Here is a 24,200-nt window from a genome sequence, read left to right as displayed (position 1 = left end):
AATGTTGTGCCGAGTGGGCTATACCGGATTGGGTATACCGGATTGAATGCTGCTATGCGCCGAATTTGGAGCAGAGCATGCCGATAAGCCTGTCCTGATTGAATGGCTTTTCACAACGCGGAAGTTCGCGGTAAGCCGCTTCCAGCGCCTCCACGCCAAAGCCCGTCAACAGTACGACGTGTACTCCTTGCGAGGACAGCATGTCGATCAGCGGGTACGACAGCGCGCCGTGCAGGTTGATGTCCACCACCGCGCAGTTGAACTCGTCGGCATGGCTGCTGGCAAAGCGCGTTGCTTCATCCAGCCATCCGATCACGCCGACGATGTTGGCGCCTGCTTCACGCAGCGCCTCGGCCAGTGTTTCGGCAATGACGTATTCGTCTTCGATGATCAATAATCGACACGAAGACAGAGGCAGAGATTCAGCCATCTTGGTCCCTCGTATTCAGTGCCGCGTTGGTTTTGAATGATCCGCGTAGCGGCACTTCGATGCGGCAACGAAGGCCGTCCGGCTGGAAGTCCATGGTGGTGCGTGCTTGCAGGGTGAAACCCAGGGCCTGTTCGATCAGTTCGCGTCCATAGCCCCTGCGGTCTGCGTCCGGGGGCGTGGGCAGGCCGGATTCCCGCCAGTCGATGACCAGCGTTTTCTCGTCGTCCTGCGTTTGCGTGTGCCAGTGCACGGCAAGTTCGCCACCCGCGTGTTTCAAGGCGCCATGCTTGACGGCGTTGGTGCCTAGTTCATGCAACGCCAAGGCAAGCGACTGGCTGCATTCCGCGCTGATGAAGGTGGTTTCGCCTTGCACCGAGACATGCTGCCCGTGTCCCACCGCGTCAAGTTCGCGGCGTACGATTTCCGCGAAATCGATGGCCTCGGGCGAAACGTCGCTTAACAAACCCTGCACGCGGCTCAGTGCCGACAGCCGGCTGTTCAGACGATCAAACGGTTCGCCACGGCCCAGCGTGCGAAACGCAATGCTCTGCACCAGCGCCAGCAAATTGCGGGTGCGATGCTGAAGTTCGGCGATCAGGATGCGGTGCCGTTTTTCAGCCTGCGTGATCTGCGTGATGTCGATGAAGGTGACCACGACGCCATCCACGCGGTTGTTGGAATCGCGGTAGGGCGCCAGGCGCAGCAGATACTGCTTGGCATCGCCACTGGCGTCGATGCGGCGTTCAATGATGGTCTGCGCGCGGAACACCTCTTGGATGTCTTGCGCGAACGAGGGTAGTGGCACCCGGCTGGCCAGGTCAGTGATGGGGCGGCCGCGGTCGCTGGGCAAGATCCGGAAGACTTCACAGACCGGTGGCGTGAAGCTGCGGATGACCAGGTTGCCGTCCAGGAACAGCGTCGCGAAGGCGGTGCTATCAAACAGGTTGTGCAGGTCGCTGTTGCTGCGATCAAGCTCATCCACCTTGCCTTGCAGTTCTGCATTCACGGTGTGCAGCTCTTCATTGAGCGACACCAGTTCTTCCTTGGATGCTTCCAATTCTTCGTTGGACGACTGCAACTCTTCGTTCACCGACACCAGTTCTTCATTCGACGACTTCAATTCCTCGAGCGCGGTTTCGTATTCTTCGATGGTCGATTGCAGGCGGTCGCGAGTTTCGCGCAGTTCGCTTTCGATCTGCTCGGTCATGCCCGACTGTTTGGCATGCAGATAGGTGTTTGCTTCTTCACGGCTGACCGGCGGGCCGTCATCTGCGAACAGCACCAGGTACAGGGGTTCGCCTTCGCGGTTGTCGAGCAGCGGGTCGACCGTCAGGCGCAGCAGCTGGACGCGCCCGTCGTCGCCCTCTATTGCCACGTTGCGGCGCGTGGCGGCCGCTCCGCTGGCCATGGCGTCGCTGAGCAAGGCACGCAGGTCCAGGCGCAGGTCTTTGCGGGCCAGCGCCAGGATCTGCCGCGTGGGCACGCCCGCGGCCGCTTCCAGGTACTTGCCGGTGCGGCCGGAGTAATACACCACGTCGCCGTCCTTGTTGACGAGCACGTGCGGCGGCGCATGCTGTCCCAGCACTTGCGAGTCGATGGATTGGCGCAGCCCTGCTGAGCTTGGCGGCACACGGCGTTGCAGCAAGTCCTGGGCGTTCGGGATGCCGGTGGAGGGCAAACTGAAATGGGGGCGAGGCCGAACGCCGATGTCGCTGCGGCGCTGGAAGATGCGATGCTTTTTATCGACGGAGCCGAACATGTCGGAAAACTGCGTGGTGTTTTCCGACATGCCCAGGAACAGATAGCCGCCGCTGCGCAGCGCATAGTGGAACGTCGGGATCACCTGCTTTTGGATGTTGCCGCCGAAATAGATCAGCAGGTTGCGGCAGGACACCAGGTCAATACGGGAAAAGGGCGGATCGCGCAGCACGTTGTGCGGCGAAAAAATGCAGAGTTCCCGCACCTGTTTGCTGACGATATAGCTTTCGCCGTCGGCGATGAAGAAGCGCTCGCGTCGTTCGGGTGTCACGCTATCGAGCAATGCGGCGGGATAGCGCGCGGCCCGCGCGACGCTGAGCGCGCGTTCGTCGATATCGGTGGCGAACAACTGCACGCGCGGCGGCAGGTCCATCTTGTCCATCTGCTCGCGCAGCAGGATAGCCAGCGAATAGACCTCTTCGCCGGTGGCGCAACCGGGCACCCACACCCTGACCGTATCCGCCACGCCACGGCCTTCAAGCAACTGCGGGATGACTTGCTGCGAAAGGGCCTCGAAGGCATCGGGATCGCGAAAGAAATCCGTCACGCTGATCAGCAGATCGCGGAACAGGGCGCCCGCTTCCTGCGGCGTCTGGCGCAGGAATTCAAGATAGCCCTCCAGCGTTTCGGACTGGTTGACCTTCATGCGGCGATGCACGCGGCGCATGAAGGTCTTGCTTTTATAGCCGCTGAAATCGTGGCCGGTCCGGGTCGAGGCTGTGTGGAAACTCATCTCGCCCTAACGACCACAGCGAATTCACCTGGACCGCATCAACTTGAGCGGTCTTCACTTCGATTTTTCGACGCGAGACTCCCTGAAGGCCGTTTGAGCGGCGCGGATACGATATGAAGTGCGTCATTGGTCACATGAAGGGCTCAGCCCCCCATCGACAGTATCGCTTTCATCGTTTGCTGGAAGCCTAGGATGCGCATCACCCGCTTGAGGTTATAGGCCAGTACATTCAAGCTCATTTCCGTGCCCACATTGCCCAAGCGACGAGTTAGGAAGTGTGTATAGCCCATCCAATGCTTGAACGTGCCGAACACATGTTCCACTGTGCGCCGCCGCACCTTCATCGCTTCTGGCATTCGGTCGAGACGGCGCTGCGCCGCCTCAAGCACGGCCTCATGTTCCCATCGACTGATGCGCCGATACGCGCTAGGAGTGCATCGCTCCTTCATAGCGCATTGTGGGCAGGCACTACTCCAGTAGCGCCGCAATTGAAGACCATTCTCCTCTCGCGTAAACCGGTGGATGGCGCGCTGGCCCGCAGGGCACTGATACTCGTCGTCCTTCGCGATGTACATGAAGTCCGAACGGTCGAAGCGGCCTTCTGCCTTGGCATTGGAAGTGGTCGGCTTGGGCAAGATCGCATCAATACCTGTCTCTGCACATGCCTTGATCTGAGGCGCGCTGTAGTAGCCGCGATCGGCAATCGCGCGCAGTCGCTTCTTGCCCATCGCCTCCCGCGCGGCTTGTGTCATCGATGCCAATGAGTCCCTGTCGTGTCCTCGGTTCGTCACTTCGTGCGCGACGATCAGATGGTGCTTGGCTTCGACAACCATCTGCACGTTGTAGCCGACCATCCCCGAGCCCCGGCCACTGGTAGCCATCGAGCGGGCATCCGGGTCAGTCACCGACAACTGACCGTCTGGACTATCTTTGAGCCTTTCCTTGACGCCATCCAGCGCGCGCATTTGCTTGCGCAGACGTTCGATCTTGTCGTTGAGCCGATCGGTGCGGGCCTCGATCTCGACAGGTTGCGTTCGGTCCGCAGTGTCGAGCGCCGCCAGATAGCGATGGATGCTCTCCTCAATCTGGTGCTGACGTTTATCAATCTTGGCAGCCGTGAAGTTCTTGTCGCGCGTGTTGACTGCCTTGAACTTGCTTCCATCAACGGCAACCAGGGCTTGGCTGAATAGCTTGAGATCTCGGCATACGGCAAGAAACCGCCGGCAAACGTTGCGAATGCCCGAGCCATTGTCACGGCGAAAATCCGCGATGGTCTTGAAGTCTGGCGCCAGACGGCCGACCAACCACATCAGTTCGACATTGCGTTGGCACTCTCGCTCGAGTCGACGACTGGACTGGACCCGATTTAAGTAGCCGTAGATGTAGATCTTCAGCAGCACGGCCGGGTGGTACGACGGGCGGCCGGTAGCTGCTGGCGCCGACTTCTCAAATCCGAGCACTGCCAGGTTGAGCTCTTCGACGAATGCGTCGATTATGCGCACCGGGTTGTCGTCGGCGATGAAGTCATCCAGGCATTCCGGGATCAACGCTACCTGATGCCGGTCCTGACCTTCGATGAAGCGGGGCATGTCGACTCCCGGGATCGAGATACCAAACTCTATCTACATCACCGTAGCGGCGTCAAAGAGTTTTCACACAGCCTCGGTCAGCAGCAGTTCGTAGATTTCCGACTTGATGTTTTCCATTTCGGGCGCTACGGCGCCGCTGTCTTCATCCTCGGCCATGGGGCCGAAGGGCAGGTCGAAGTCGGCATCAAGCTGGTGCAGGCGCGCGCCCATCTCTTCGGCGGGCAGGGCAAAGTCGATGATGCCCGCACTGATGGCGCTGCCCGACATCTCTTCATAGGCGGGCCCGTTTCCATTGGACGTCTGCGCCATGGTGATACCACCGTACTCCTTGATGGCTTTCAGCCCCAGGGTGCCATCGGAGTCGCTGCCGGACAGCACAACGCCCACGGCGCGTGCGCCGTAATCCTTGGCAAGCGAGGTAAAGAACTGATCGATAGGCCGCCGTCCCTTGCGGGCGCCTGCCGTGGCTGCAACCTTGATCCGGCCCTGGCTGAGCGAAATATCGGCATCCGCGGCCAGCACGTAGATCTGGTTGTTCTCGACCAGCATGTCGTCTTGCGCGCTGTGTACCGGCAGGGCCGTATGGCGCCCGATGATGTCCGGCATATGGCTGGTACGCCCGCTTCCCAAATGAGTCACGACGATGAAGCTCATGTTTGGAGAAGGCGGAATGCCGGCAAAAAAATGCTCCAGCGCTTCAACGCCTCCGGCGGAGGCGCCGATTCCTACGACAAACGCGGTGCTGGCTGGGGACATGTTTATCCGAATTGGTGGAAAGCCGTGATGATATTCGACGACCTTAGCATGCTGAAACGCGCTGTGTCCCTGACGGAAAAATCTACATACTTGTGTGGCGCTGTAGCCATGAATGGTGCTGTCCGCGCTCGCTATACCGGACTATTTCCAGGAATGCCGCTTGCTGCTTGCCAAGGTCCAAACCGTTAAAGGGAGCATTGCGATGAAACCCAAAGACACCAAACCCAACCCTTCGTCCGGCGACACGCCCCGCGAGGCGCAAGCCAGCCACGGCGACACGCAGAACCGGACCAAGAAAGAAGGGCACGTCACGCAGATCGGCACGGGCCAAGACCAGCAGAGCCAGCGCAATCGGGGTGCGGGTTCGCGCAGCAAACCATGACAGCGGGCGAGGGCCGTCGGCCCTCGCGCGGAACACAACCTTTTGGTCAGGAGATAAACATGAGACATCCTCGGCATGGTTTGTCTTGCGCGGCGCCGCTGTTGGCCGTGACCTTGGCTGCTGGCCTGGCGTGGAGCAGCGTCGGCTTCGCGCAATCGGCCGGTGGCCCCGCCGGGCCGGCCGGGCAGGGCGGTCCCCCGCCTTCCGGCACACCCGCACCCAAGGGACCGGCGCCGGACAGCGGGGCGCCCGCGCCCTCCCGAGGCGATCCCTCCGGTCCGCCGCCCACCGTTCCGCAAGCGCCGCAAGGAGAAAAGCCGTCTCAGCCGGTGCAAGGCCAGGGCACCGTCAAAGGATCGTCCGCCAACCCCGCGCCGGACGGCCAGATTCCGGGCGGCAAGGCGGGCTCTGGTGGACACAAGACCAATGAGTTCGGACGCTAGCGCGCGCATGTCGCGCACATCCGTCAGGCACATTCGTCAGGCACATTCGTCAGGCACATTCCGGGTCACATTCAGGGGCACATGATGCAGAACCGAGACGTGGTGGTCGTGGCGGTATCCACGGGCGGCCTGGCCGCGCTGGAGGTGATGCTGGGCGATCTGGATCCTTCCTTGCCGGCGTCCATATTCGTGGCCATGCATGTGGACGGCTACCGCAGCGTGTTGCCGACCCTGTTGCAACGCCGTACCCGTTGGCGGGTGCAGCATGCGAATGACGGTGAACCCTTTGCTCAGGGTGTCGTCTACGTGGCGCCGCCCGACAGGCACCTGATCCTGCAGCATGACAGCACGGTGTTGACGCGCGGGCCGAAGGAGAACTTTACACGGCCGGCGGCGGATCCGCTGTTTCGATCCGCGGCCGTGCACTACGGGCCGCGCGTGGTGGGTATTGTGCTGACCGGCCGACTGGATGACGGCGCGGCCGGACTGAAATCCGTGAAGGCGTGCGGCGGGGTCGCCATCGTGCAAGACCCGGCTGACAGCGTCGCCGAGGACATGCCCGCCAACGCGATCGCGGCGGTACCGTCGGCGCAGGTGTTGCCCTTGCAGCAGATTGGCGAAGCGATGGCGGCGGCGGTGAAGACCACGGTCGGCCCGCGTTCCGCCACGCAGTCCGGTCCGCCGGAGGTCTTGCGCGCCGAATCCCGCATGACGGAAACCGGGCAGTCGTCCGCCTCCGTGCTGGAACGCATCGGGCGCCAGGCAGGGCTGACCTGCCCCGAATGCGGAGGCGCAGTGTGGCGGGTGGATTCGGGCTTGCCGGTGCGCTACCGCTGCCATACCGGACACGCGTTTTCGTCCCAATCCTTGCACGCCGCGCACGCGGAAGCCGTCGACGACGCCTTGTGGTCCGCCGCGCGCCTGCTGCGCGAGCGCATCATCCTGGCGGGCGACGAAATCGCGACCGGTGGCGCGTCACCAGAGGAAACCGGGCGGCTGCGCGCGGCCGTGGGCCAGTGGGAGGCGGCCTATCAGCAACTGCGCGGCCTGGCCGTCTTGACGGACAGCCCCTTGGCGGACACCGATACGGTGTAGCCGGCTGCGGCGGCGGGCATGCGGATTGCGGGCCTTGCCGGCCCATTCCGGGACACGCTTACAAGGAGATCGACCATGACCGCCGTCAACCAAGACATGGAAACCTGCATTGATAGCTGCCTGGCCTGCTATCGCCGTTGCCTGCAGACGGCAGCGAACCACTGCCTGGAGGCGGGGGGTGAGCACGTTGCCCCAGCGCATTTCAAACTGATGATGGCCTGCGCCGAAATTTGCCGAACGGCGGCGCACACGATGATGATCGGCGTACCGCAGCACACCCGCGTCTGCGGCGCGTGCGCGGACCTATGCGCGGCCTGCGCGGACAGTTGCGAAGGCATGGACGGCATGGAAGATTGCGCCGCGACATGCCGGCGCTGCGCGGAGAGCTGCCGCAAGATGGCTGCGTAGGTGAATTGCAGCCCCGTTGCAGCCCCGTTGCAGCCCCGTTGCAGCCCTTTTCGCCGTCTGCGTGTATGGGCCCGGGGCTCCCCGGGCGCCTCTGTTCGCTGCTTGCCGCGTGCGGGCTATGCCAGCAACTGCGACGCTAACCACAGGGTGAGCAGCAGGCCGCCGGCCACCGCCCAGAAGAGGGCAGCCAACAGCAGGCCCAGCGATAGCCGGGATGAGATTGTCGCGCCGGGCGTCAACGGCAGCCGCGCAGCTTGGGAAGCGGGAGGGGTGGTAAGGGAGGCCATGGCTGATCCTGTATCCGAAGACGTGTGTTGACGGAGCCCGCCCACGCCGTGCGGGTGATGCCTGTGGCGGCGCAAGCCGCGGCTTCTTACAGCAAACGCCGTTCCTGAGCGCGCGGAGAGCTTGGTGCGGCCACCCATGCCGAGCATCCGGCGGGTGCGCTGGCGCCGCTGACATACAGCGCCCCCGCGTTGAACAGCGACAACAGCGTGGCGCCTGGCGCGTCCGCCAGCACCCAGACGCCGCCTGATGCGTCGCTCCACATGATCCGGGCTGGCGTTCCGTCCAACGCCGCCAGCAGATGGGAGGCGCTGGCGCCGGGGCGCAGTACCACCACCGACGTGTCCTGCGCCGGCGCCGACAGCGGGTAGATGTTCAGCGCCGCCGCTGTCGTGATGGTCACGGCCAGCACGGCGGCAAGCCGGCCGGCGGGCTTCTGCGCACCGAGGCCGGAAGCGCTGCCCGATCCTCCACCCGGGCCGCTACCCGAGCCACCGCCCGAGCCACCGCCCGGGCCATGCCCCGCGCCACCCGCGCCCGGCGGATCTCGCCGACCCAGCAACAGGCCGGCCGCCAGCGGCAGCACGCCGAACACACCCAGCCAGCCCAGCTCCCACGGCAAGGGGTCCGGCACGTCCATGCGCAGCCGGTGCAGGCCGATCAGCCAGTGCGAAAGCACGGCGTCAATGACATGCCACGCGCCGAATCCCACCAGAAAACTGGCCAGCAGCGCCCTGCGCGGCGGCGCCGACGCGCCGCGCGACCGGTACAGGCTCCACAGGCCTGCTGCCGCCACCGCGTACATCAGCGCATGAAACACGCCGTCGGCCACAACCTGTACGCGCAGGTCGGCAAGCGCGGACGACCCTCCGCCCGCACCGAAACCGGAAAGCAGGTGATGCCATTGCAAAATCTGATGCAGCAAAATGCCGTCAAAGAAGCCGCCCATGCCAAAACCCAGCAGCAAGCCCGCCCACGGCCGGCGGCGGGGCAAGACGGCGGTCGCGCTCGCGGACGCGGCGGTCATTACGATCTCGGGCCGGCGCGTTTGCGCAACACCGCCGGGGTGTCGTCGGCGGGTGTGAAGACGCCGCCTTCGGTGTCGCGTTCCGGGTTGGGGTTGCCGTCCAACGGCTTAGCCCCGCCCACGCGCGTGGGCGGTGAAGAACTCTTGTCCTCACGCGCGTCGGCCTGCTTGATGCCGTCCTGTACCTGGTTGGCGATATCCACCTGGTCTTCGGTGGAAGGCTCCACCGCGCCGCTTCCCGCCGTCGCGGGATTGGTGGCGGTGGGGTCCTTGCCCTCGGGCTTCGCTGTTTGATCTGGCTTCATGTCCTGCTCCTGAGATTGAAACGCAATGATCGAGACCGCCTCGTTCGGATATTCCGCGTTGGCCGCCTTGACCGCCGCCTCGCATGAGGGATACGCGCGGTCATCCTGCTGCACGCCCAGCATCGCAATCCGGCGAAAGCTCCACATGCCGTCTGGGCGCTCAAATGCTTCGATGATCATGGTTTGGATTCCTTGGTCGAGGGCGCCGGCCGCGTGTCGTTGGAACCGGGCAGCGTGCCGTCGCGGGCCTCGGCCTCTTCTTGCGCCACGGCGCGATCAAAGCCCGTGCCGTGGCTGTGCGCCGAAGGCGGGTGGTCAACATCAGGCAGCGCGCGGCCGTCTTGGGCCTTGGATGACGGCTGGGGCTTGGAAGCCGGCCGGAGTGCGCCCGCGTTGACATCGGGCTGGCCGGGGATGGATTTGCGCGAACCATGGGTGGGGGATTGCGGCATGAGGAGACTCCTGGCGTGGTGGGCGGCACAGATGCGCCGGGCTTCCAAACCGAGCAACTCACGTTCCCGCGCGGCGGCCGCATGGTTCACGCATCTGCGCCGTGGCATGGCGGTTGCGTAGGCCGTGCCAGCCGGGCCACTACAGGGCCGGCATTACCGGAGATGACCATGTTTGCTCACAACAAACGACTGCAATACACCGTTCGCGTCGCCCAGACCAACCCTGGCCTGGCCAACCTTCTGCTGGAGCAGTTTGGCGGTCCACAAGGAGAATTGGCCGCCGCATGTAGATACTTCACTCAGGCCGTGGCCGAAGACGACCCCGGCCGCAAAGACATGCTGCTGGATATCGCAACCGAAGAGCTGAGCCATCTGGAAGTGATCGGCACGCTGGTCGCCATGCTGAACAAGGGGGCCAAGGGTGCGCTGGCCGAGGCCACGGAGTCCGAAGCCGAGATCTACCGCCGGCTGAACGGGCCGGGCAACGATTCGCACGTGACGCAGGTGCTGTATGGCGGTGGACCCGCGCTGACCAATTCGGGAGGGCAGCTTTGGAACGCGGGCTACATCGACACCATTGGCGACCCTTCCGCCGACCTGCGCTCGAATATCGCCGCCGAGGCACGTGCCAAGATCATCTATGAACGCTTGATCAACGCCACTGACGACCCGGGGGTCAAAGAAGCACTGGGTTTCTTGATGACGCGCGAAGTGGCCCATCAGCGGTCCTTTGAGAAAGCGCTGTATTCCATGGAGCCTAACTTCCCGCCTGGAAAGCTGCCGGGCGATCCGCGATTTGCCAACGTCTACTTCAATATGTCTCAAGGCGAGGGCGACATGCGCGGATCGTGGAACAGCGACGAAAACTTCACCTACGTAACCGCCCGCGAAGATCAGTGCGCCATCGACGGCGACGGCATGGCAAGCGTGGGCCTGACCGAGCAGGAGACCCTGGCGCTGCAGGCCATGGCGTCGCGTACCGCCTCGGACCCGTCCGTCGACCCGGCCACGGGTGCGGAATTGGGACAAGGGCGGTCCGCGACCGACGGTCCCGCCTAGGTGCTCGGCGGCGGCACGGCAGCCCGGGGCCGGGCACGGGGCTTGCTCCTGTGCAAGCACGACATCCGTCCCGGGTTGTCTTCATCCATAAGAGCCAAACCATGCTTCCCATACGCAAAGCGGTATTTCCCGTTGCCGGCCTGGGCACCCGTTTCCTCCCGGCCACGAAGGCCATGCCGAAAGAGATGCTCCCGATCGTGGACCGGCCCTTGATTCAATATGCCGTTGAGGAAGCCGTGGCGGCCGGCATTACGGAACTGATCTTCGTCACCGGGCGCAACAAGCGCGCCATTGAAGACCATTTCGACCGCGTTCCGGAGCTGGAGCGCGACCTGGAATTGAAGAACAAGGGGGCGCTGCTGGACAGCGTGCGCAACGTCATCCCCGACTCGGTGCAATGCGTGTACACCCGCCAGCCTGCCGCGCTGGGCTTGGGACATGCGGTGCTGTGCGCCGCGGCACTCGTTGGCGATGAGCCGTTTGCCGTGCTGTTGGCCGACGACATGATCGACGCGGACACGCCCGTGATCGGCGAAATGATGAAGGTGGCGCGTGAGTTCGAAGGCAGCGTGCTGGCCGTGCAGCAAGTGCCGCGCAGCCAGACCAATCAGTACGGCATTGTGTCGGGCAAGCACGTTTCGCAAGGGGTGCTGCGGGTGTCCGGCATGGTTGAAAAGCCGGATCCGGCCGACGCGCCTAGCGACCTGGCCGTCGTCGGGCGCTACATTCTTGAGCCCGAGATTTTCAACGCGCTACAGGCCACGCAGCCTGGCGTCGGGGGCGAAATCCAATTGACCGACGCAATCGCCGCGCTGTTGGACGGCAGGAAGGTATTCGGCTACGAGTACGACGGCGTGCGCTATGACTGCGGCAGCAAGGAAGGCTTTTACCGCGCCACGATGGAGATCGGGCGCAAGTATCACGGGATGAAGTAGTCCTGGGTCCGACGGCGCGCATTCGCCGGGATCCGACGGGACCCGTCCGACGGCGGGTCCGATTGCTTCAGGCGCTAGTCGCCGCCGCAGCCATTCGAGCCGTTCGGGGCCGCGGGCGGCTCGCGTTTGTGCGCGGTGGTGTGATATTGGTCCAGCACGGTTTGCATCGCGTCTTCGCGCACCGGACGGCCTTCCAGGAAGTCGTCAATCTCGTCATAGCTGACTCCCAACGCCACCTCGTCAGGCAGGCCGGGGCGTAGCGATTCCAGGTCGGCGGTGGGCGCCTTGGTGATCAGCTTGGCCGGTACGCCCAGCACGACGCCAAGGGCGCGCACCCGACGCTTGGTCAAGCCGCGTAGCGGCAGCAGGTCGGCCGCGCCGTCACCATGCTTGGTAAAAAATCCCATCAAGGCTTCCGCCGCCTGATCCGTGCCGATGACCAGGCAGTCCATCGCACCCGCGATCGCGTATTGCGACACCATGCGCTGGCGTGCCTTGATGTTGCCGGCCACGAAGTCTTCCGCTGCCTTGTCGCTGAAGACCAGGCCCGCCGCCGCCAGCGCGTCGCGCTGGGCGTCCACCGCCGGCTTGATATCCACTTCCATCACGTGGTCGGCGCGGATGAATTCCAGCGCGCGGGCGGCGTCTTCTTCGTCATGCTGCTGCCCGTAGGGCAGGCGCACCGCCACGAAAAAAGCGCGGTGCCCTTTCAGGCGCAGCCGCTCAGTGGCAAGCTGCGCCATTCTTCCCGCCACCGTGGAATCCACACCGCCGCTGATGCCCAGCACGTATCCGGACTTTCCCGTCCCCGATAAATAGTCTTCCAGAAATTTCACCCGGCATTCAACTTCAAGCGCCGAGTCAAAATCTTGTTGAACGCCTAGATCACACGCAATGGCAGCTTGCCGATCTTGTGTGTTGGTATTCCGAGCCATGATCAGATCTCCCTCCACTGTTCCGAATGCAGCGAAAACAGTCGCCACGCACTTAGAGGCGTGCGTAGCAATTTCCGGGCCTGATCACTGGCGACCTGCGATTGACGCCGCGAAAGTCGCGGCGTTTGATGCGGAAGCGTCAGTGGACGACCTGGCTGTCGTCACGCTGCATGGAGGGAGGGTTCGAGCGACCCAGCCAACTTTCCACTTCGGCTTTCCATCCGGCTTCCCAAGCCGCCACCTTGGCGCGCCATTGCGCGATGGGTTCGCCGGTATGGCCTGGCATCTGATGGGCCCGCAGGTAGGGGCAATCGAACAGGCTCCATCCGTTCCGGGCGGCCTGTGCACCCTGATCCTGGATGTCATTATTCATCTCGGACTCCCCCGATTGGTATGAGCAAAAAGTATGAACTCGGTGCCAGCTGCGTGCAATAGTGTGTCAATACTACGGGAGCTAGCGTGGCGGAACCCCCTGGGGCAGAGTCTGGGCACGGCACGTGCTGAACACCCTGCGCCAGGCATCCCCGCCATCGGGCGGATCGGAGCTGATATGAAATCGTCTACCCCCTCGCGGCCATCCTCGGACGACGCACAGGCCCAGGCCCACGCCGCGCGCAAGTCCACCACCGGGCGCGGCCCGTGGCGCCAGTTCGCCACGTTTATCGCGGTGCTGGTGGCCATTTTGTTCGTCGTGTGGGTGGTAGCCATCTGGCTGCGATAGCGGCCCATTCTTTCTGAGGGTGAGCCGTATGCGAGTCACCAACGAATGGTTGCAGCGATGGCAGACCGCGGGCGGCGGCTATAACCAGAAGCAGTTGGCGTTGCTGGGCGTGGCTTGGCCACCCAAGGCCGACTGGCAACAAGAGCTTTTGTCACGCGAAATACCGGACGATGTGGCGCGGGCCTTCCAGGTGCTGGCCGGCCACCGTCAGGCGGGTTGAGGGCAGTGGGCCGGCCTTTTTTTGACCCTCAAGCCTGTTCGCGCAGCCGCCGCACGATGTCCAGCAGGTTGTCCAGCGACACCGGCTTGCTGATGTGCGCCGTGTAGCCGGCCTGTAGCGCCTGGTTCATGTCGTCCTTCGACCCGAAGCCGGTCAGCGCGATGGCGGGCATGGCCAGGTCGGGATACTTTTCGCGCACGGCGCGAATCAGCGCATAGCCATCCATGCCGGGCATGCCGATATCGGACAGCAGCAGATCGAACGCGGAAGCCTCAAGCGCATCCAGCGCTTCCCGACCGCTGCCCACCGCGGTGACGCAGGCCTCTTCCATGTCGAGCAGCTCGCGCATGATGTGAAGAATGTCTTCCGAGTCGTCGACGATCAGCACTTTCATGCCCTTCAACGGGCTTTCGCCCGGCAGCGGCAACTGCTGTTCCTCCTGCTGCGCGTGCGCCAAGGCCATGCGCACGGTGAAGCGCGCGCCGTGGCCCTGGCCATCGGAATGGGCTTGGATGGTGCCGCCGTGGGCCTTGACCAGTTCGCTTGCAACCGCCAGGCCGATGCCCAGGCCGGGGCTGGCCAGGTTGCGCTGGCGCACGTCCGCCTGGCTGAACATGTCGAACACCTTGCCCAGGAACGAGGGGTCGATGCCATGGCCGGTGTCGATCACATCCAGCCGCATGCGCGAGTCTTCCACCGCCAGCTTCAGCGTGACCGAGCCGCCGGGCGGCGTGAACTTGATGCCGTTGTTCAGCAGGTTCCAGATGATCTGTTCAACCCGCAGCGGGTCGGCGTTCAGGTGGATGGCCTGGTTGGCGTCAAACTCGCTGTGCAGCGTCAGGCCGGCCGCGCTGGCCACGGGGCGCAGCACGTCAAGAATATTGGTGGTGATGGCGGTGACGTCAAAAATAGACTGGCTCAGCGCCAGCTTGCCGGTACGCACGCGCGACAGATCCAACAGGTCGTCGATGATGCGCGCCTGGCCTTTGACGGATCGTTGGATCAGGTCAGCCGAGCGCGCGGCGGCCGGCGAATTGCGCACGGCCGGGGTGCGCGCCAGCAGTTCGGCATTCAGTTGGATCAGGTTGAGCGGGTGCTTCAGTTCGTGCGAGACCATGGCGAAGAACTCGTCTTTCAGCACGTTGTCTGCGCGGGCGCGGTCCAGGCGTGACTCTTGTTCCGCGTCGCGCAGCTTCAGGTCGGTGACGTCGCGCACGATCTTCGCGAACCCGCGTATGGTCGGGTCGTCCATGCGGTTGACGCCGCCCGTGCAGAAGATCAGGCCGCCGTCCTTGCGCCGATGCCAGCGCTCGTCGGGGGCATAGCCGATCTGCCTGGCGCGTTCCAGTTCCAGCTGCGGCCGGCCCGCCTGGATGTCGGCGTCGGTGAAGATGATGGAGAACGACTTGCCGACCGCTTCGGCGCGGGAATAGCCAAACATGGTCTCGGCGCCGATGTTCCAGTTGGTGATCACGCCATCGGGGTCCAGCGTCAGGATGCCGAAGTCGCGCGCGCTTTCGGTCATCAGCTTCAGGTGCGCTTCGCCCAGGCGGACGCGGTCTTCCGCCTTGCGCCGGTCGGTGATGTCGATGAAGGTCAGCACCGCGCCTTCGATGCGGTGCTCGGCGCTACGGTAGGGCAGAAGCCGCGCCAGGTACCAGCGGTCGGCATCGCTGCGTACCTCGCGCTCCACGGCGCGCAGCGATTCAAACACGCCGGCCGCGTCGCGCGCCATGTCGGGGTAGTCAAGCCGGTGCGTGATGTCCAGCAAGGACCGGCCCGCGTCGCTGGTAATGACGTTGAACACGTCGGCCGCGCGCGGCGTGAACCATTGGATGTGCATCTTGCGGTCGACAAACAGCGTGGCGATGTCGGTGGACGCAATCAGGTTTTGCAGGTCGTCATTGATCTTGGCCGTTTCGTCCACCTTGGCCTTGAGCTCGGCATTCACGGTGATCAGTTCTTCATTCACCGACTGCAATTCTTCCTTGCCCGTTTCCAGCTCTTCCGTGGCCGAGCGCAGCTCTTCATTGATGGCCTGCAACTCTTCGTTGGACGCCTTCAGTTCTTCGGTGGACGTTTGCGACTGCTCGATGGTCGTTTGCAACTGGTCCTTCGTGCCTTGCAGCTCGGCTTCCAATTGCGTCATTACAGCCGAGGCGCCCACGGTGGGCGCCACGCCTTCGGGGCTCATCACGTCTTCCACTTCGTCGAACAGCACCAGCATGTAGTCGTTGGACGTTTCCTCGTGGCGGAACGGCCGCACCACCATGTTGACGTAGGTCTGGCGCTCGCCGATCTTCATCTTCACGCGGCGCGCCTCGACGCTCTTGCGGGTATGCAGCGCCTGGAACATCGCGGTGCGCAATTCCATGCGCAGCTCGGGGTGGACCAGCGACGGCAGGTTGCGCGAGGGTTCGCCGCCCGCGTGGCGCAGGAACCGGCCCGCGCGTTCGGACATGTGCACGATGTCGCTTTCCGCGTCCACGATGACGCTGGGCGGCGCGTACATTTCCAGCGCGCGCTGATGGACCTCGGCGTATGAAATCTTGTTGTGGCGGTTGCGCGCCATATTGGCCGGGGCGGCGCTGGGGCGTTCAAAGGCATGGGCGGCCGGCAACGCGGGCACATTGCGAAGCTGGGTGGGCGTTTCCTTGGCCACATAGATGCGATTGCGCTTGTCCACCACCTGGAACAGGCGCGGGCAGGCGTCGGCCGATTCCGAACTGCCCAGGAACAGGTAGCCGCCCGGCTTGAGGGCAAAGTGGAACATCTTCAGCACGTCTTGCTGGACGTCACGATCCAGGTAGATCAACAGGTTGCGGCAACTGACCAGGTCCAGCTTCGAAAAGGGCGGGTCGCGCAAGATGTTGTGGACGGCGAACAGCACGCGCTCGCGCACTTCCTTCTTGATGCGGTATTCGTTGTCTTGCCGCGAGAAATAACCTTCCAGCAGGGGCTTCGGAACATCGGTTTCGATCGCCGTGGGGTAGCTGCCGGCGCGGCCCACGGCCAGCGCCGCTTCGTCGATATCCGTGGCGAACACCTGTATTTTCTGGTTCACCTTCAGCGCGTCGGCGCGAGCGCTCAGCAGCACGGCCAGCGAATAAGCCTCTTCGCCCGTGGAGCAGCCCGCCACCCAGGCACGCAGGGGGCTGCCGGGGTTCTTCTGATGCCGCTCGAACAGCTTGCCCAGGGCAAAATTCTCCAGCGACGAGAAGGCGTCCTTGTCGCGAAAGAACTGCGTCACGCCGATCAGCATGTCGGACAGCAGCAGGGGCGTTTCCTCTGCCCGGTCTTGCAGCAGTTGCCAATACGCCCTCAGGGTAGACACGCCCGTCACCTGCATGCGGCGTTCGATGCGCCGCAAGACCGTCGCGGTCTTGTAGTGGCGAAAGTCATGCGCCGTGCGGGCGCGCAGCACGGTGAGGATGTCGCGTAGCGCGATGCGGTCTTCTTTGTCGGGGTCCGCGCCCGGGGTGGATGCACCCGCCGCTTCCGCGTTGTCCTTCGCCAGGCGCGGCACGTGCATCGCCGACATATTGTCGGCAATCTGCTTGAGCCGCTCGGGCATGGCCGCTATCGGCAGGATGATGTCGACCATGCCCGTGGCGATGGCGCTGCGCGGCATGGCGTCGTGCTCGGCGTCGTCGGGCTGCTGGGCGAACGTGACGCCGCCTTGCTCCTTGATGCGCGCCAGCCCCAGCGACCCGTCCGACCCGCCACCCGTCAGCACGATGCCGACCGCCCGCGTGGTGTGTACATCGGCCAGCGTGCGGAAGAACTCGTCGATGGCAACACGACTGCCCTGCGAGGGTTGCGTCGGCTTGACGCTTAAATAGCCGTCATTCATGGCCAGCACCGAGGCGGGCGGAATGACATAAACGTGGTTGCACTGGATGCGCTGCGGGTGCGTCACCTGCACCACCGGCATGCCGGTCGCGGCTTGCAGGATCCTGTCCAGCACGCTTTCGTGGTCGGGCGATAAATGCACGATGACCACGAACGCCATCATCGGGTTGCTGGAGGTATGGGAAAAGAAATCCCGCAACGCTTCGATGCCTCCCGCCGAGGCGCCCAGCCCCACAACGGGAAAGTGCAAATCACTGATGGCGACGCCCGGTTTGTTGTCGGGCACGAAGGGAGTGTTGGACATGGGATTCTGAATGCGCGATAGGCTGTTGCCTAGGATGATACAACCGGAAAAAGCGTGCCGGGAGGGGGCCGCGTCGCGGGTATGTGACTTGCTGCATCGCGTGCCTGTCCCGCTTGAATTCCACGATCCCATGCCAGACGCTCTTGACTCCGCAAGCGCTGCATCCTTTGCCACGTCTTGTTCCGCATCCTGTCCCTTAGGTCCGAATCTGCCACTGATTGTCATATCGCCGCACCTGGACGATGCGGTGTTCAGTTGCGGCAGCCTGCTGTCGCGCTGCGCCGGAAGCACCGTCGTGACCGTCTACACGGGCGTGCCCGACGACCCCGACACGTTGACGGAGTGGGACCGCGCCTGCGGCTTTGCAGATGCCGCCGCCGCCCTGCGCGAGCGCACCCACGAAAATCGCCGCGCGCTTGCCGCCATAGGCTGCGAAGGGCGGTCGTTGGACCTGGTGGACTGCCAGTACCTGGCGTGTCCCGAGGCCGCCATGCCCCGGCTGACCGAAACCCTGCTGGCCACCTTGCACGATCTGGCCCCCGGCGCGGTCGCGATTCCCCTGGGGCTATTTCATGGCGACCACATTCGCGTCAGTGATGCGGCCCTGCTGATATGGGAGACCTGGCCGGGCGTGCGCTGGTTCCTGTACGAGGACGCGCCGTATCGCGCGCAGCCCGGCGCGGTGCAACAACGCCTGGTGCAACTGCATGCGCGCGGGCTGGTGCTGACGCCCGCGGGCTTATCCAGCGACCCGGCCGACAAGGCGGATGCCATCGTCGCCTATGCCTCGCAGCTCAAGGGCTTCAACGGCTTGCCCGAAGACCTGTCCCGACCCGAACGCTACTGGCGGCTGTCCAGCAAAGGAGATTGCCCATGAGCGGCAAGCGCGTATCCATCGTGGTGTTGACCTACAACCGCTGGCCCGAACTACGCGGCACGCTGGAAAGGCTGCACACGCAGTGTCACGGGTATCCCGTCATCGTGGTGGACAACGGCAGCACGGACGGCACGGCGGAGCACTTGCGGCAAGCGTTTCCCGACGTCATCGCGGTGCGCGCCAGCAAGAACCTGGGCGCGGCTGGGCGCAACCTGGGCGTGGCGCAGGTGATGACGCCCTACGTTGCCTTCTGCGACGACGATACCTGCTGGGCGCCCGGCGCCTTGGACCGCGCCGCCGACCTCTTGGATGCCAATGCAGACATCGCGGTGCTGAACGCCCGCATCGTGGTGGGCCCTGATGCGCGCCCGGACCCCGCGTGCGCGCGGATGGCGCACAGCCCCTTGCCGTCCGTGGGTGGCGTGGGGCGGGAATTGATCGGATTCATGGCGGGCGCGAACGTCATGCGCACACGGGCTTTCATGGACGCGGGCGGCTATTGGGAGCCATTTTTCATTGGTGGCGAAGAGACCTTGCTAGGGCTGGACATCATGGCCGATGGCGGGCGGATCGTTTACGCCCCGGAGCTCAAGACCCGTCACTGGCCATCCCAAGCGCGCGATGCGCCGTTGCGCCGACGCATGCTGGCGCGCAACGCCCTATGGACCGCCTGGCTGCGCCTGCCGCTCGGCATGGCCGCGCGTCGCAGCATCGCGGTGTTGCGTGACCTGTCGGGATGGGGCGCGCGCCTTCGCGCCTGCCGGGATGCAATGGGCGGATGGGACTTGATCCGCCAGCATCGTCGCAAGCTGGATCCGGCCACTTGCGCGAAGCTCAACACCGTCTGGCAGGCCGAGGCTGCCGGCAGGCAAACAACCCAGCGCGTCCAAGGCAGACGCCCAACAGGAGGACAAGCATGACATCCATTCCCCCCACTCCCTATCACGCGCGCGAGGCGGCGGCGCAGGCCGTGCTCCTGGCGGCGCCGATGCTGGAGGCCGCGCGCACGAATCAACACGTAGGCGAAAGCGGTTTTCTGCACGTCGTGGTCATGCACCCTTTGGCGCGGCCCACCGAGTGCGACTTCGACGCCGCGGTCCTGTACGAGGAGAGCTTCGGCGACACGGCCAAGTGGGATGCCGACTATGGCGCCTACGCGCGTGCCAAGGCGCAACTAAGCTGGCGCACCGGGCGGGCCAGCCACTCGGTGCTGGCCTTGTCCCCGCATCTGCTGCGGGCCGACGACGTGACGGTGTGGGGCAGTGCGGTGGTGGACGGCATCGTGGTCGCCGTCAGCGGCGCCAACCCCTGGTTTGACGAAGCGTTCGCGGGCGCCATCGCGCACTTGTTCAAGGCTTGCGTGCAGGCACAATCCGCGCCGGCCTAGGCAGGCAGAGCGCGCAAATGTCGTTCTGTGGCGGAACGGCATTTGCTGGCCGGACCCTCATCGTCTTGAGGGCCTTCCCATGAAAGAACCGGACGCCACCGCCAACGACTTCGCCCGCAAGGAAGTCAACCGGACCATTTTGCGCGCGCTGTGGAAATATCGGCGACGCACAGCGGCCGCCGTGGCGCTGCTGATAGTGGCCAAGCTGTTGATGGTGCTGGTGCCCGTCATTCTGAAGACCATCGTCGATACGCTGAGCGCGCCCGGCACGCTGCTGCTGCCCGTTTTCCTGCTGCTGGGCTATGCGTTGATCCGGTTTGGCGGCAGCGTCTTTACCGAGTTGCGCGACGTGGTCTTCGTCAAGGTGGCGCAACGCACGGTGGCGGAGTTCACCGTCAGGGTGTTTGCGCAACTACAGCAGTTGGGCGCGCGCTTTCATGGCGCCCGCAACACCGGCGGCCTGGCGCGCGACGTGGAGCGCGGCACGGCCGGCTTGGGCTTCTTGCTGGGAACGGGCTTGTTCACGCTGCTGCCCACCCTGGTGGAGATCGTGTCCGTGGTGCTGATCCTGGTGATGGGTTACAGCGCGTGGTTCGCGCTGATCGTCACGCTGACCTTTGTTGCGTATTTCTCGTACACCACGGTGCTGGTGCGTAAGCGCATGAAGTACCAACGGCGCTTGAACGAGCTGGACTCGCGCGCCAGCGGCCAGATGGTCGACAGCCTCTTGAACTACGAAGCGGTGAAGCTGAACGCGAACGAGGCCATGGAGTCGTCGCGGCTGGGCCGCGTCCTGGGCGATTGGACCGAGGTCGGCATCCGCAACCAACGCTCGTTGTCGCGGCTGCACGTGGGGCAAAGCGGCATCATTGCGTGTGGCGTGGCGGCGGTGATGCTGCTGGCGGGGCAACAGGTGGTCAGCGCGCAGATGACGGTTGGCGACCTGGTGCTGGTCAATGCCTACATCATCCAGATATGCCTGCCGCTGAACACGCTGGGGCTGATATTCAGGCAGGCAAAGGAAGCCTTCGTCAACGCCGAGCGCGTGTGCGACCTGCTGCGGCATCCGCCGGAAACCGGCGACGATCCCGACTTGCCCGCCCTGGATGCCGGGGCGGGGGAAATCCGTTTCGAAGGCGTCAGCTTCGGCTACGACGCCGGCCGGCAGATCTTGTGGGATATCGATTTCACGGTGCCCGCGGGCACCACGCTGGCCGTGGTGGGCGGCAGCGGCTCGGGCAAGTCGACGCTGGCGCGGCTGCTGTTCCGCTTCTATGACCCCGACGCCGGCCGCATCCTGATCAACGGACAGGACCTGCGCACGGTCAATGTGCGCAGCGTGCGCAAGGCGCTGGGCATCGTCCCGCAAGACACCATGCTGTTCAACGAAACCATTGCCTACAACATTGCCTACAGCCGGCCGGATGCCACGCGCGAGCAGGTGGTGCAGGCTGCGCGCGGGGCGCGGGTCCATGAATTCATCGAAAGCTTGCCCGACGGCTATGAGACGGCAGTGGGCGAGCGCGGGGTGATGCTGTCGGGGGGCGAGCGCCAGCGTATCGCCATCGCGCGGACCATCTTGAAGAACCCGTCGATTGTGGTGTTCGACGAAGCCACCTCGGCGCTGGACACGCGCACCGAGCGCGCCATCCAGGCCGAGCTTGAGCGCATTTCACGCGGGCGCAGCACCTTGATCATTGCGCATCGGCTGTCCACCATCGTGCACGCCCACAACATCCTGGTGCTGGACCGCGGGCGCGTCATCGAACAGGGCCGCCATGATGACCTGCTCAAACGCCAGGGCATGTACGCGCAGATGTGGGCATTGCAGCGCCAGCAGTCCGCGCTGGAAGAGGCGATGGGGCGCGAAACGCGGCAACCGGTCAACCTGGTGGCGGTGGTGGCCGGCGTGCTGGACGCGGCGCGCGAGCTGGCGCAAGACAAGGGCGTGAACCTGTACACCACCATCGGCAATGAGGCCGCGCGCATTACCGGCGACCCTAGCTCGTTGCAGCAGTTGGTGTGGGACCTGTGTCTGCACGCCATCGCGGTCACGCCGCACGGCGGACGCATCGAGATCCGCTTGCAGCGTGAAGGTCCCATGACGCGCCTGGCGGTGACCGACGGCAGGACATCCGTCGCCACGAGTGCGGATGCGGATGACGCGCCGGCTGCTGACAGTTTGCTGAACATACCTGAGCCACTGCGTGCCGCCGCCGCGCTGGACCCCGCGCAGTTCGCGGCGCAGGTGCAGCGCCAGGGCGGCCAGTTCCACAGCGCCACGGCCGAGTCAGGGGGCCTGACCTATTGCGCCGACTTCCCCGTGCGCGCGGTGGAAGCCACGCCGCTGCGCGCCGACGTGGGGCTGCCCGATCTGCGTGGCGCGTCCGTGATGGTGGTGGACGACCAGCCCGAAGCCGGAGATATGGTGGCGGAGATCCTGAAGGACAACGGCGCCACCGTCTCGCAATGCGCCACGGGGCAAGAGGCCTTGAAGGCCTTTGCGGAGCTGCCCCCCGAACGCTGGCCGCGCGTGCTGATCTGCGACCTGGCGCTGGGTGACATGGACGGCTATGAAGTCGTGGGACGCATCCGCGCCATGGAAGCGCAGCGCGGCGCGTCGCTGGCGCATCGCCTGCCGGCCATTGCGCTGTCCGGCCACGTCAGCCCCGAATACCGCTTGCGCAGCTTGCTGGCAGGCTTCCAGGTGCATCTTGCCAAGCCCGTTGACCCGAACGAACTGCTGGCCACGGTAGGCGCGATGCTGCCGCCGCCACCCGCGAAAAACGTCGACGCATAAGCGGGCATATGGCACTTCTTACCGCAGATGTAAGAAGTGCCATGTCACCTCCCCCGGGCGAAAAAATTCCGTACGACATGTTCACCTCGTTGCTCGTCCTTTGGCACATCACTTGCTCAATGCTGGTCTGCAAACAGGCACGAACAACGGAGTTGCACCATGAAAAGAATCGCCATCATCAGTGAGCATGCCTCGCCACTGGCGCTTGCCGGCAGCGTGGACAGCGGCGGCCAGAATGTTTATGTCGCGCATGTGGCGCGCGAGCTGGCACGCGCCGGCATGCAGGTCGACGTGTTTACCCGCAAGGACAACGCCGCGCTGGCACCCGAGCAGGCCATGATGCGCGGGGTGCGCGTCGTGCATGTGCCGGCGGGTCCTAGCAGCTACCTGCCCAAAGAAAAAATGCTGCCCTACATGGACGAGTTCTCGGCCTACCTGCTGCGCTACTTTGGGCGGCAAGGCCCGGGCTACGACGTCATCCACGCCAACTTTTTCATGTCGGCGATGGCGGCGCTGCCGGTTGCGCAGCACTTCGGCATTCCGCTCGCGGTGACGTTCCACGCCTTGGGCAAGGTACGTCGCCAACACCAGCAAGAGGCGGATCTGTTTCCGGATATCCGTTTCGATATCGAAGACGAGATCACGCGGCGCGCCGACCGCATCGTGGCGGAATGCCCGCAAGACCGGCACGACCTGATTGAGCTCTATGGCGCCGACCCGCGCCGCATCGAGATCGTGCCTTGCGGTTATGACGGCGCCGAAATGTCGCCGCAACCCGTCGCCGCCGCGCGCGCGGCATTGGGCTGGGATGACTCCGCCTTCACGTTGCTGCAGCTTGGCCGCATGGTGCCGCGCAAGGGCGTGGACAACGTCATCCGCGCGTTGGCGCGCCTGCGGGCGAGGCATGGCGTGAACGCCAGGCTGTGCATCGTGGGCGGCAACAGCGACGATGCCGACGTCGCCTCCACGCCTGAAATCGGCCGCCTGCGCGGCATCGCCGAAGAAGAGGGCGTGGCGCCGTGGGTGGAATTCACCGGGCGCCGCCATCGCGACCAGCTTGCCACGTACTACAGCGCCAGCGACGTGTTCGTGACCACCCCGTGGTACGAGCCCTTCGGCATCACGCCGGTAGAGGCCATGGCTTGCGGCAAGCCGGTGGTGGGCTCGGACACGGGCGGCATCCGCAGCACCGTGGTGCATGGCAAGACCGGTTTTCTGGTGCCCCCGCGCGACCCCGATCGTCTGGCCGAGCGCCTGGCCGAACTGGCGGCGGATGCCGAACTGCGCGCGCGCATGGGCGAGGCCGGCAGGTTGCGCGCGCGGCGTCTGTACACCTGGAAGCGCGTGGGGCAGGACCTGTTGTCCGTGTATGGACACATGGCGGCCGGCGCGGCTCGTGCCGATCGCCAGGCCGCGCGCATTGCGGCTTAACCGGACTAGACGTGGA

General features: G+C 64.5%; 24 protein-coding genes. 13 read left to right on the top strand and 11 right to left on the bottom strand.

The genetic code is table 11. From position 1 onward, the window contains the following. Positions 1-52: 52 nt before the first annotated feature. The 4 genes from CVS48_RS25805 to CVS48_RS25790 all read right to left on the bottom strand — a co-directional run bounded on the left by CVS48_RS25805 (position 53) and on the right by CVS48_RS25790 (position 5,266). The gene (locus CVS48_RS25805; protein ID WP_100856938.1) at positions 53-430 is read right to left on the bottom strand and encodes a response regulator; all 378 of its coding nucleotides are present in this window, start codon (positions 428-430) and stop codon (positions 53-55) included. Then, entirely contained in the window at positions 423-2,921 is a 2,499-nt protein-coding gene (locus CVS48_RS25800; RefSeq protein ID WP_242001151.1) for a CheR family methyltransferase, read from the bottom strand. The genes CVS48_RS25805 and CVS48_RS25800 overlap by 8 nt, the downstream gene beginning before the upstream one ends. Before the next feature lie 143 nt (positions 2,922-3,064). Beyond that, entirely contained in the window at positions 3,065-4,510 is a 1,446-nt protein-coding gene (locus CVS48_RS25795) for an IS1182 family transposase (RefSeq protein WP_100856890.1), read from the bottom strand. Between the two features lie 63 nt (positions 4,511-4,573). Beyond that, on the bottom strand, positions 4,574-5,266 hold the full coding sequence (locus tag CVS48_RS25790) for a chemotaxis protein CheB (RefSeq protein WP_100856937.1): 693 nt from the start codon (positions 5,264-5,266) through the stop codon (positions 4,574-4,576). Positions 5,267-5,468: 202 nt separating this feature from the next. On the opposite strand from CVS48_RS25790, the gene CVS48_RS25785 reads away from it, so the two are divergent. The 4 genes from CVS48_RS25785 (at position 5,469) to CVS48_RS25770 (ending at position 7,594) form a co-directional block, all read left to right on the top strand. Further along, a complete protein-coding gene (locus CVS48_RS25785; protein WP_100857861.1) occupies positions 5,469-5,648 on the top strand; it encodes a hypothetical protein in 180 nt (59 codons plus the stop codon). A gap of 59 nt (positions 5,649-5,707) precedes the next feature. Then, positions 5,708-6,091 carry a hypothetical protein gene (locus tag CVS48_RS25780; protein WP_126376263.1) on the top strand — a complete coding sequence of 128 codons (384 nt, stop codon included), beginning with the start codon at positions 5,708-5,710 and terminating at the stop codon, positions 6,089-6,091. A gap of 81 nt (positions 6,092-6,172) precedes the next feature. Beyond that, positions 6,173-7,186: a chemotaxis protein CheB gene (locus tag CVS48_RS25775; RefSeq protein WP_100856935.1), complete on the top strand. Its 1,014-nt coding sequence runs from the start codon at positions 6,173-6,175 to the stop codon at positions 7,184-7,186. Positions 7,187-7,261: 75 nt separating this feature from the next. Further along, positions 7,262-7,594, top strand: a complete 333-nt coding sequence (locus CVS48_RS25770) for a four-helix bundle copper-binding protein (protein ID WP_100856934.1) — start codon at positions 7,262-7,264, stop codon at positions 7,592-7,594. 116 nt (positions 7,595-7,710) lie between these two features. Here the strand turns inward: CVS48_RS25770 and CVS48_RS29320 are convergent, their stop codons facing one another. From CVS48_RS29320 to CVS48_RS25755, 4 genes are all read right to left on the bottom strand, one after another. Continuing rightward, the gene (locus CVS48_RS29320) at positions 7,711-7,881 is read right to left on the bottom strand and encodes a hypothetical protein (RefSeq protein ID WP_157814483.1); all 171 of its coding nucleotides are present in this window, start codon (positions 7,879-7,881) and stop codon (positions 7,711-7,713) included. Positions 7,882-7,967: 86 nt separating this feature from the next. Then, entirely contained in the window at positions 7,968-8,906 is a 939-nt protein-coding gene (locus CVS48_RS25765; protein ID WP_100856933.1) for a DUF2243 domain-containing protein, read from the bottom strand. Further along, positions 8,906-9,391, bottom strand: a complete 486-nt coding sequence (locus CVS48_RS25760) for a hypothetical protein (protein ID WP_100856932.1) — start codon at positions 9,389-9,391, stop codon at positions 8,906-8,908. Before CVS48_RS25760 ends, CVS48_RS25765 begins: the two co-directional genes overlap by 1 nt. Then, on the bottom strand, positions 9,388-9,663 hold the full coding sequence (locus tag CVS48_RS25755) for a hypothetical protein (RefSeq protein ID WP_100856931.1): 276 nt from the start codon (positions 9,661-9,663) through the stop codon (positions 9,388-9,390). The genes CVS48_RS25760 and CVS48_RS25755 overlap by 4 nt, the downstream gene beginning before the upstream one ends. Positions 9,664-9,831: 168 nt before the next feature. On the opposite strand from CVS48_RS25755, the gene CVS48_RS25750 reads away from it, so the two are divergent. Then, positions 9,832-10,722 carry a manganese catalase family protein gene (locus CVS48_RS25750; RefSeq protein ID WP_100856930.1) on the top strand — a complete coding sequence of 297 codons (891 nt, stop codon included), beginning with the start codon at positions 9,832-9,834 and terminating at the stop codon, positions 10,720-10,722. 101 nt (positions 10,723-10,823) lie between these two features. Beyond that, positions 10,824-11,657: a UTP--glucose-1-phosphate uridylyltransferase GalU gene (gene galU, locus CVS48_RS25745; protein WP_100856929.1), complete on the top strand. Its 834-nt coding sequence runs from the start codon at positions 10,824-10,826 to the stop codon at positions 11,655-11,657. Positions 11,658-11,731: 74 nt separating this feature from the next. Here galU and nadE read toward each other — a convergent pair whose 3' ends face one another. Next, the gene (gene nadE / locus CVS48_RS25740) at positions 11,732-12,592 is read right to left on the bottom strand and encodes an ammonia-dependent NAD(+) synthetase (protein WP_100856928.1); all 861 of its coding nucleotides are present in this window, start codon (positions 12,590-12,592) and stop codon (positions 11,732-11,734) included. 139 nt (positions 12,593-12,731) lie between these two features. Then, complete coding sequence (locus CVS48_RS25735; protein ID WP_100856927.1) at positions 12,732-12,965, bottom strand: CrpP-related protein; 234 nt, start codon at positions 12,963-12,965, stop codon at positions 12,732-12,734. Positions 12,966-13,142: 177 nt separating this feature from the next. Between CVS48_RS25735 and CVS48_RS29315 the strand changes: the two genes are divergently transcribed. Together CVS48_RS29315 and CVS48_RS25730 are read left to right on the top strand one after the other, a co-directional pair. Continuing rightward, entirely contained in the window at positions 13,143-13,313 is a 171-nt protein-coding gene (locus CVS48_RS29315; RefSeq protein ID WP_157814482.1) for a hypothetical protein, read from the top strand. 28 nt (positions 13,314-13,341) lie between these two features. Beyond that, complete coding sequence (locus tag CVS48_RS25730; RefSeq protein WP_100856926.1) at positions 13,342-13,533, top strand: hypothetical protein; 192 nt, start codon at positions 13,342-13,344, stop codon at positions 13,531-13,533. Between the two features lie 28 nt (positions 13,534-13,561). Here the strand turns inward: CVS48_RS25730 and CVS48_RS25725 are convergent, their stop codons facing one another. Then, on the bottom strand, positions 13,562-17,689 hold the full coding sequence (locus CVS48_RS25725; protein ID WP_100856925.1) for a CheR family methyltransferase: 4,128 nt from the start codon (positions 17,687-17,689) through the stop codon (positions 13,562-13,564). Between the two features lie 10 nt (positions 17,690-17,699). Between CVS48_RS25725 and CVS48_RS25720 the strand changes: the two genes are divergently transcribed. The 5 genes from CVS48_RS25720 to CVS48_RS25700 all read left to right on the top strand — a co-directional run bounded on the left by CVS48_RS25720 (position 17,700) and on the right by CVS48_RS25700 (position 24,184). Beyond that, the gene (locus CVS48_RS25720) at positions 17,700-18,566 is read left to right on the top strand and encodes a PIG-L deacetylase family protein (RefSeq protein WP_100856924.1); all 867 of its coding nucleotides are present in this window, start codon (positions 17,700-17,702) and stop codon (positions 18,564-18,566) included. After that, positions 18,563-19,486 carry a glycosyltransferase family 2 protein gene (locus tag CVS48_RS25715; RefSeq protein WP_100856923.1) on the top strand — a complete coding sequence of 308 codons (924 nt, stop codon included), beginning with the start codon at positions 18,563-18,565 and terminating at the stop codon, positions 19,484-19,486. Before CVS48_RS25720 ends, CVS48_RS25715 begins: the two co-directional genes overlap by 4 nt. Continuing rightward, positions 19,483-19,953 (top strand): hypothetical protein, encoded by a 471-nt coding sequence (locus CVS48_RS25710; protein ID WP_100856922.1) that lies wholly within the window; start codon positions 19,483-19,485, stop codon positions 19,951-19,953. Before CVS48_RS25715 ends, CVS48_RS25710 begins: the two co-directional genes overlap by 4 nt. A gap of 79 nt (positions 19,954-20,032) precedes the next feature. Further along, positions 20,033-22,753 (top strand): ATP-binding cassette domain-containing protein, encoded by a 2,721-nt coding sequence (locus CVS48_RS25705; RefSeq protein ID WP_100856921.1) that lies wholly within the window; start codon positions 20,033-20,035, stop codon positions 22,751-22,753. A 159-nt stretch (positions 22,754-22,912) separates the two neighbouring features. Next, positions 22,913-24,184: a glycosyltransferase family 4 protein gene (locus CVS48_RS25700; RefSeq protein WP_100856920.1), complete on the top strand. Its 1,272-nt coding sequence runs from the start codon at positions 22,913-22,915 to the stop codon at positions 24,182-24,184. The last annotated feature ends 16 nt before the right edge of the window (positions 24,185-24,200 follow it).

The sequence above is a fragment of the Achromobacter spanius genome, from assembly GCF_002812705.1.
GTDB classification, from domain to species: domain Bacteria; phylum Pseudomonadota; class Gammaproteobacteria; order Burkholderiales; family Burkholderiaceae_B; genus Achromobacter; species Achromobacter spanius.
Note: the sequence above shows the minus strand (reverse complement) of the source record. Positions and strands in the feature narration are given on the sequence as shown.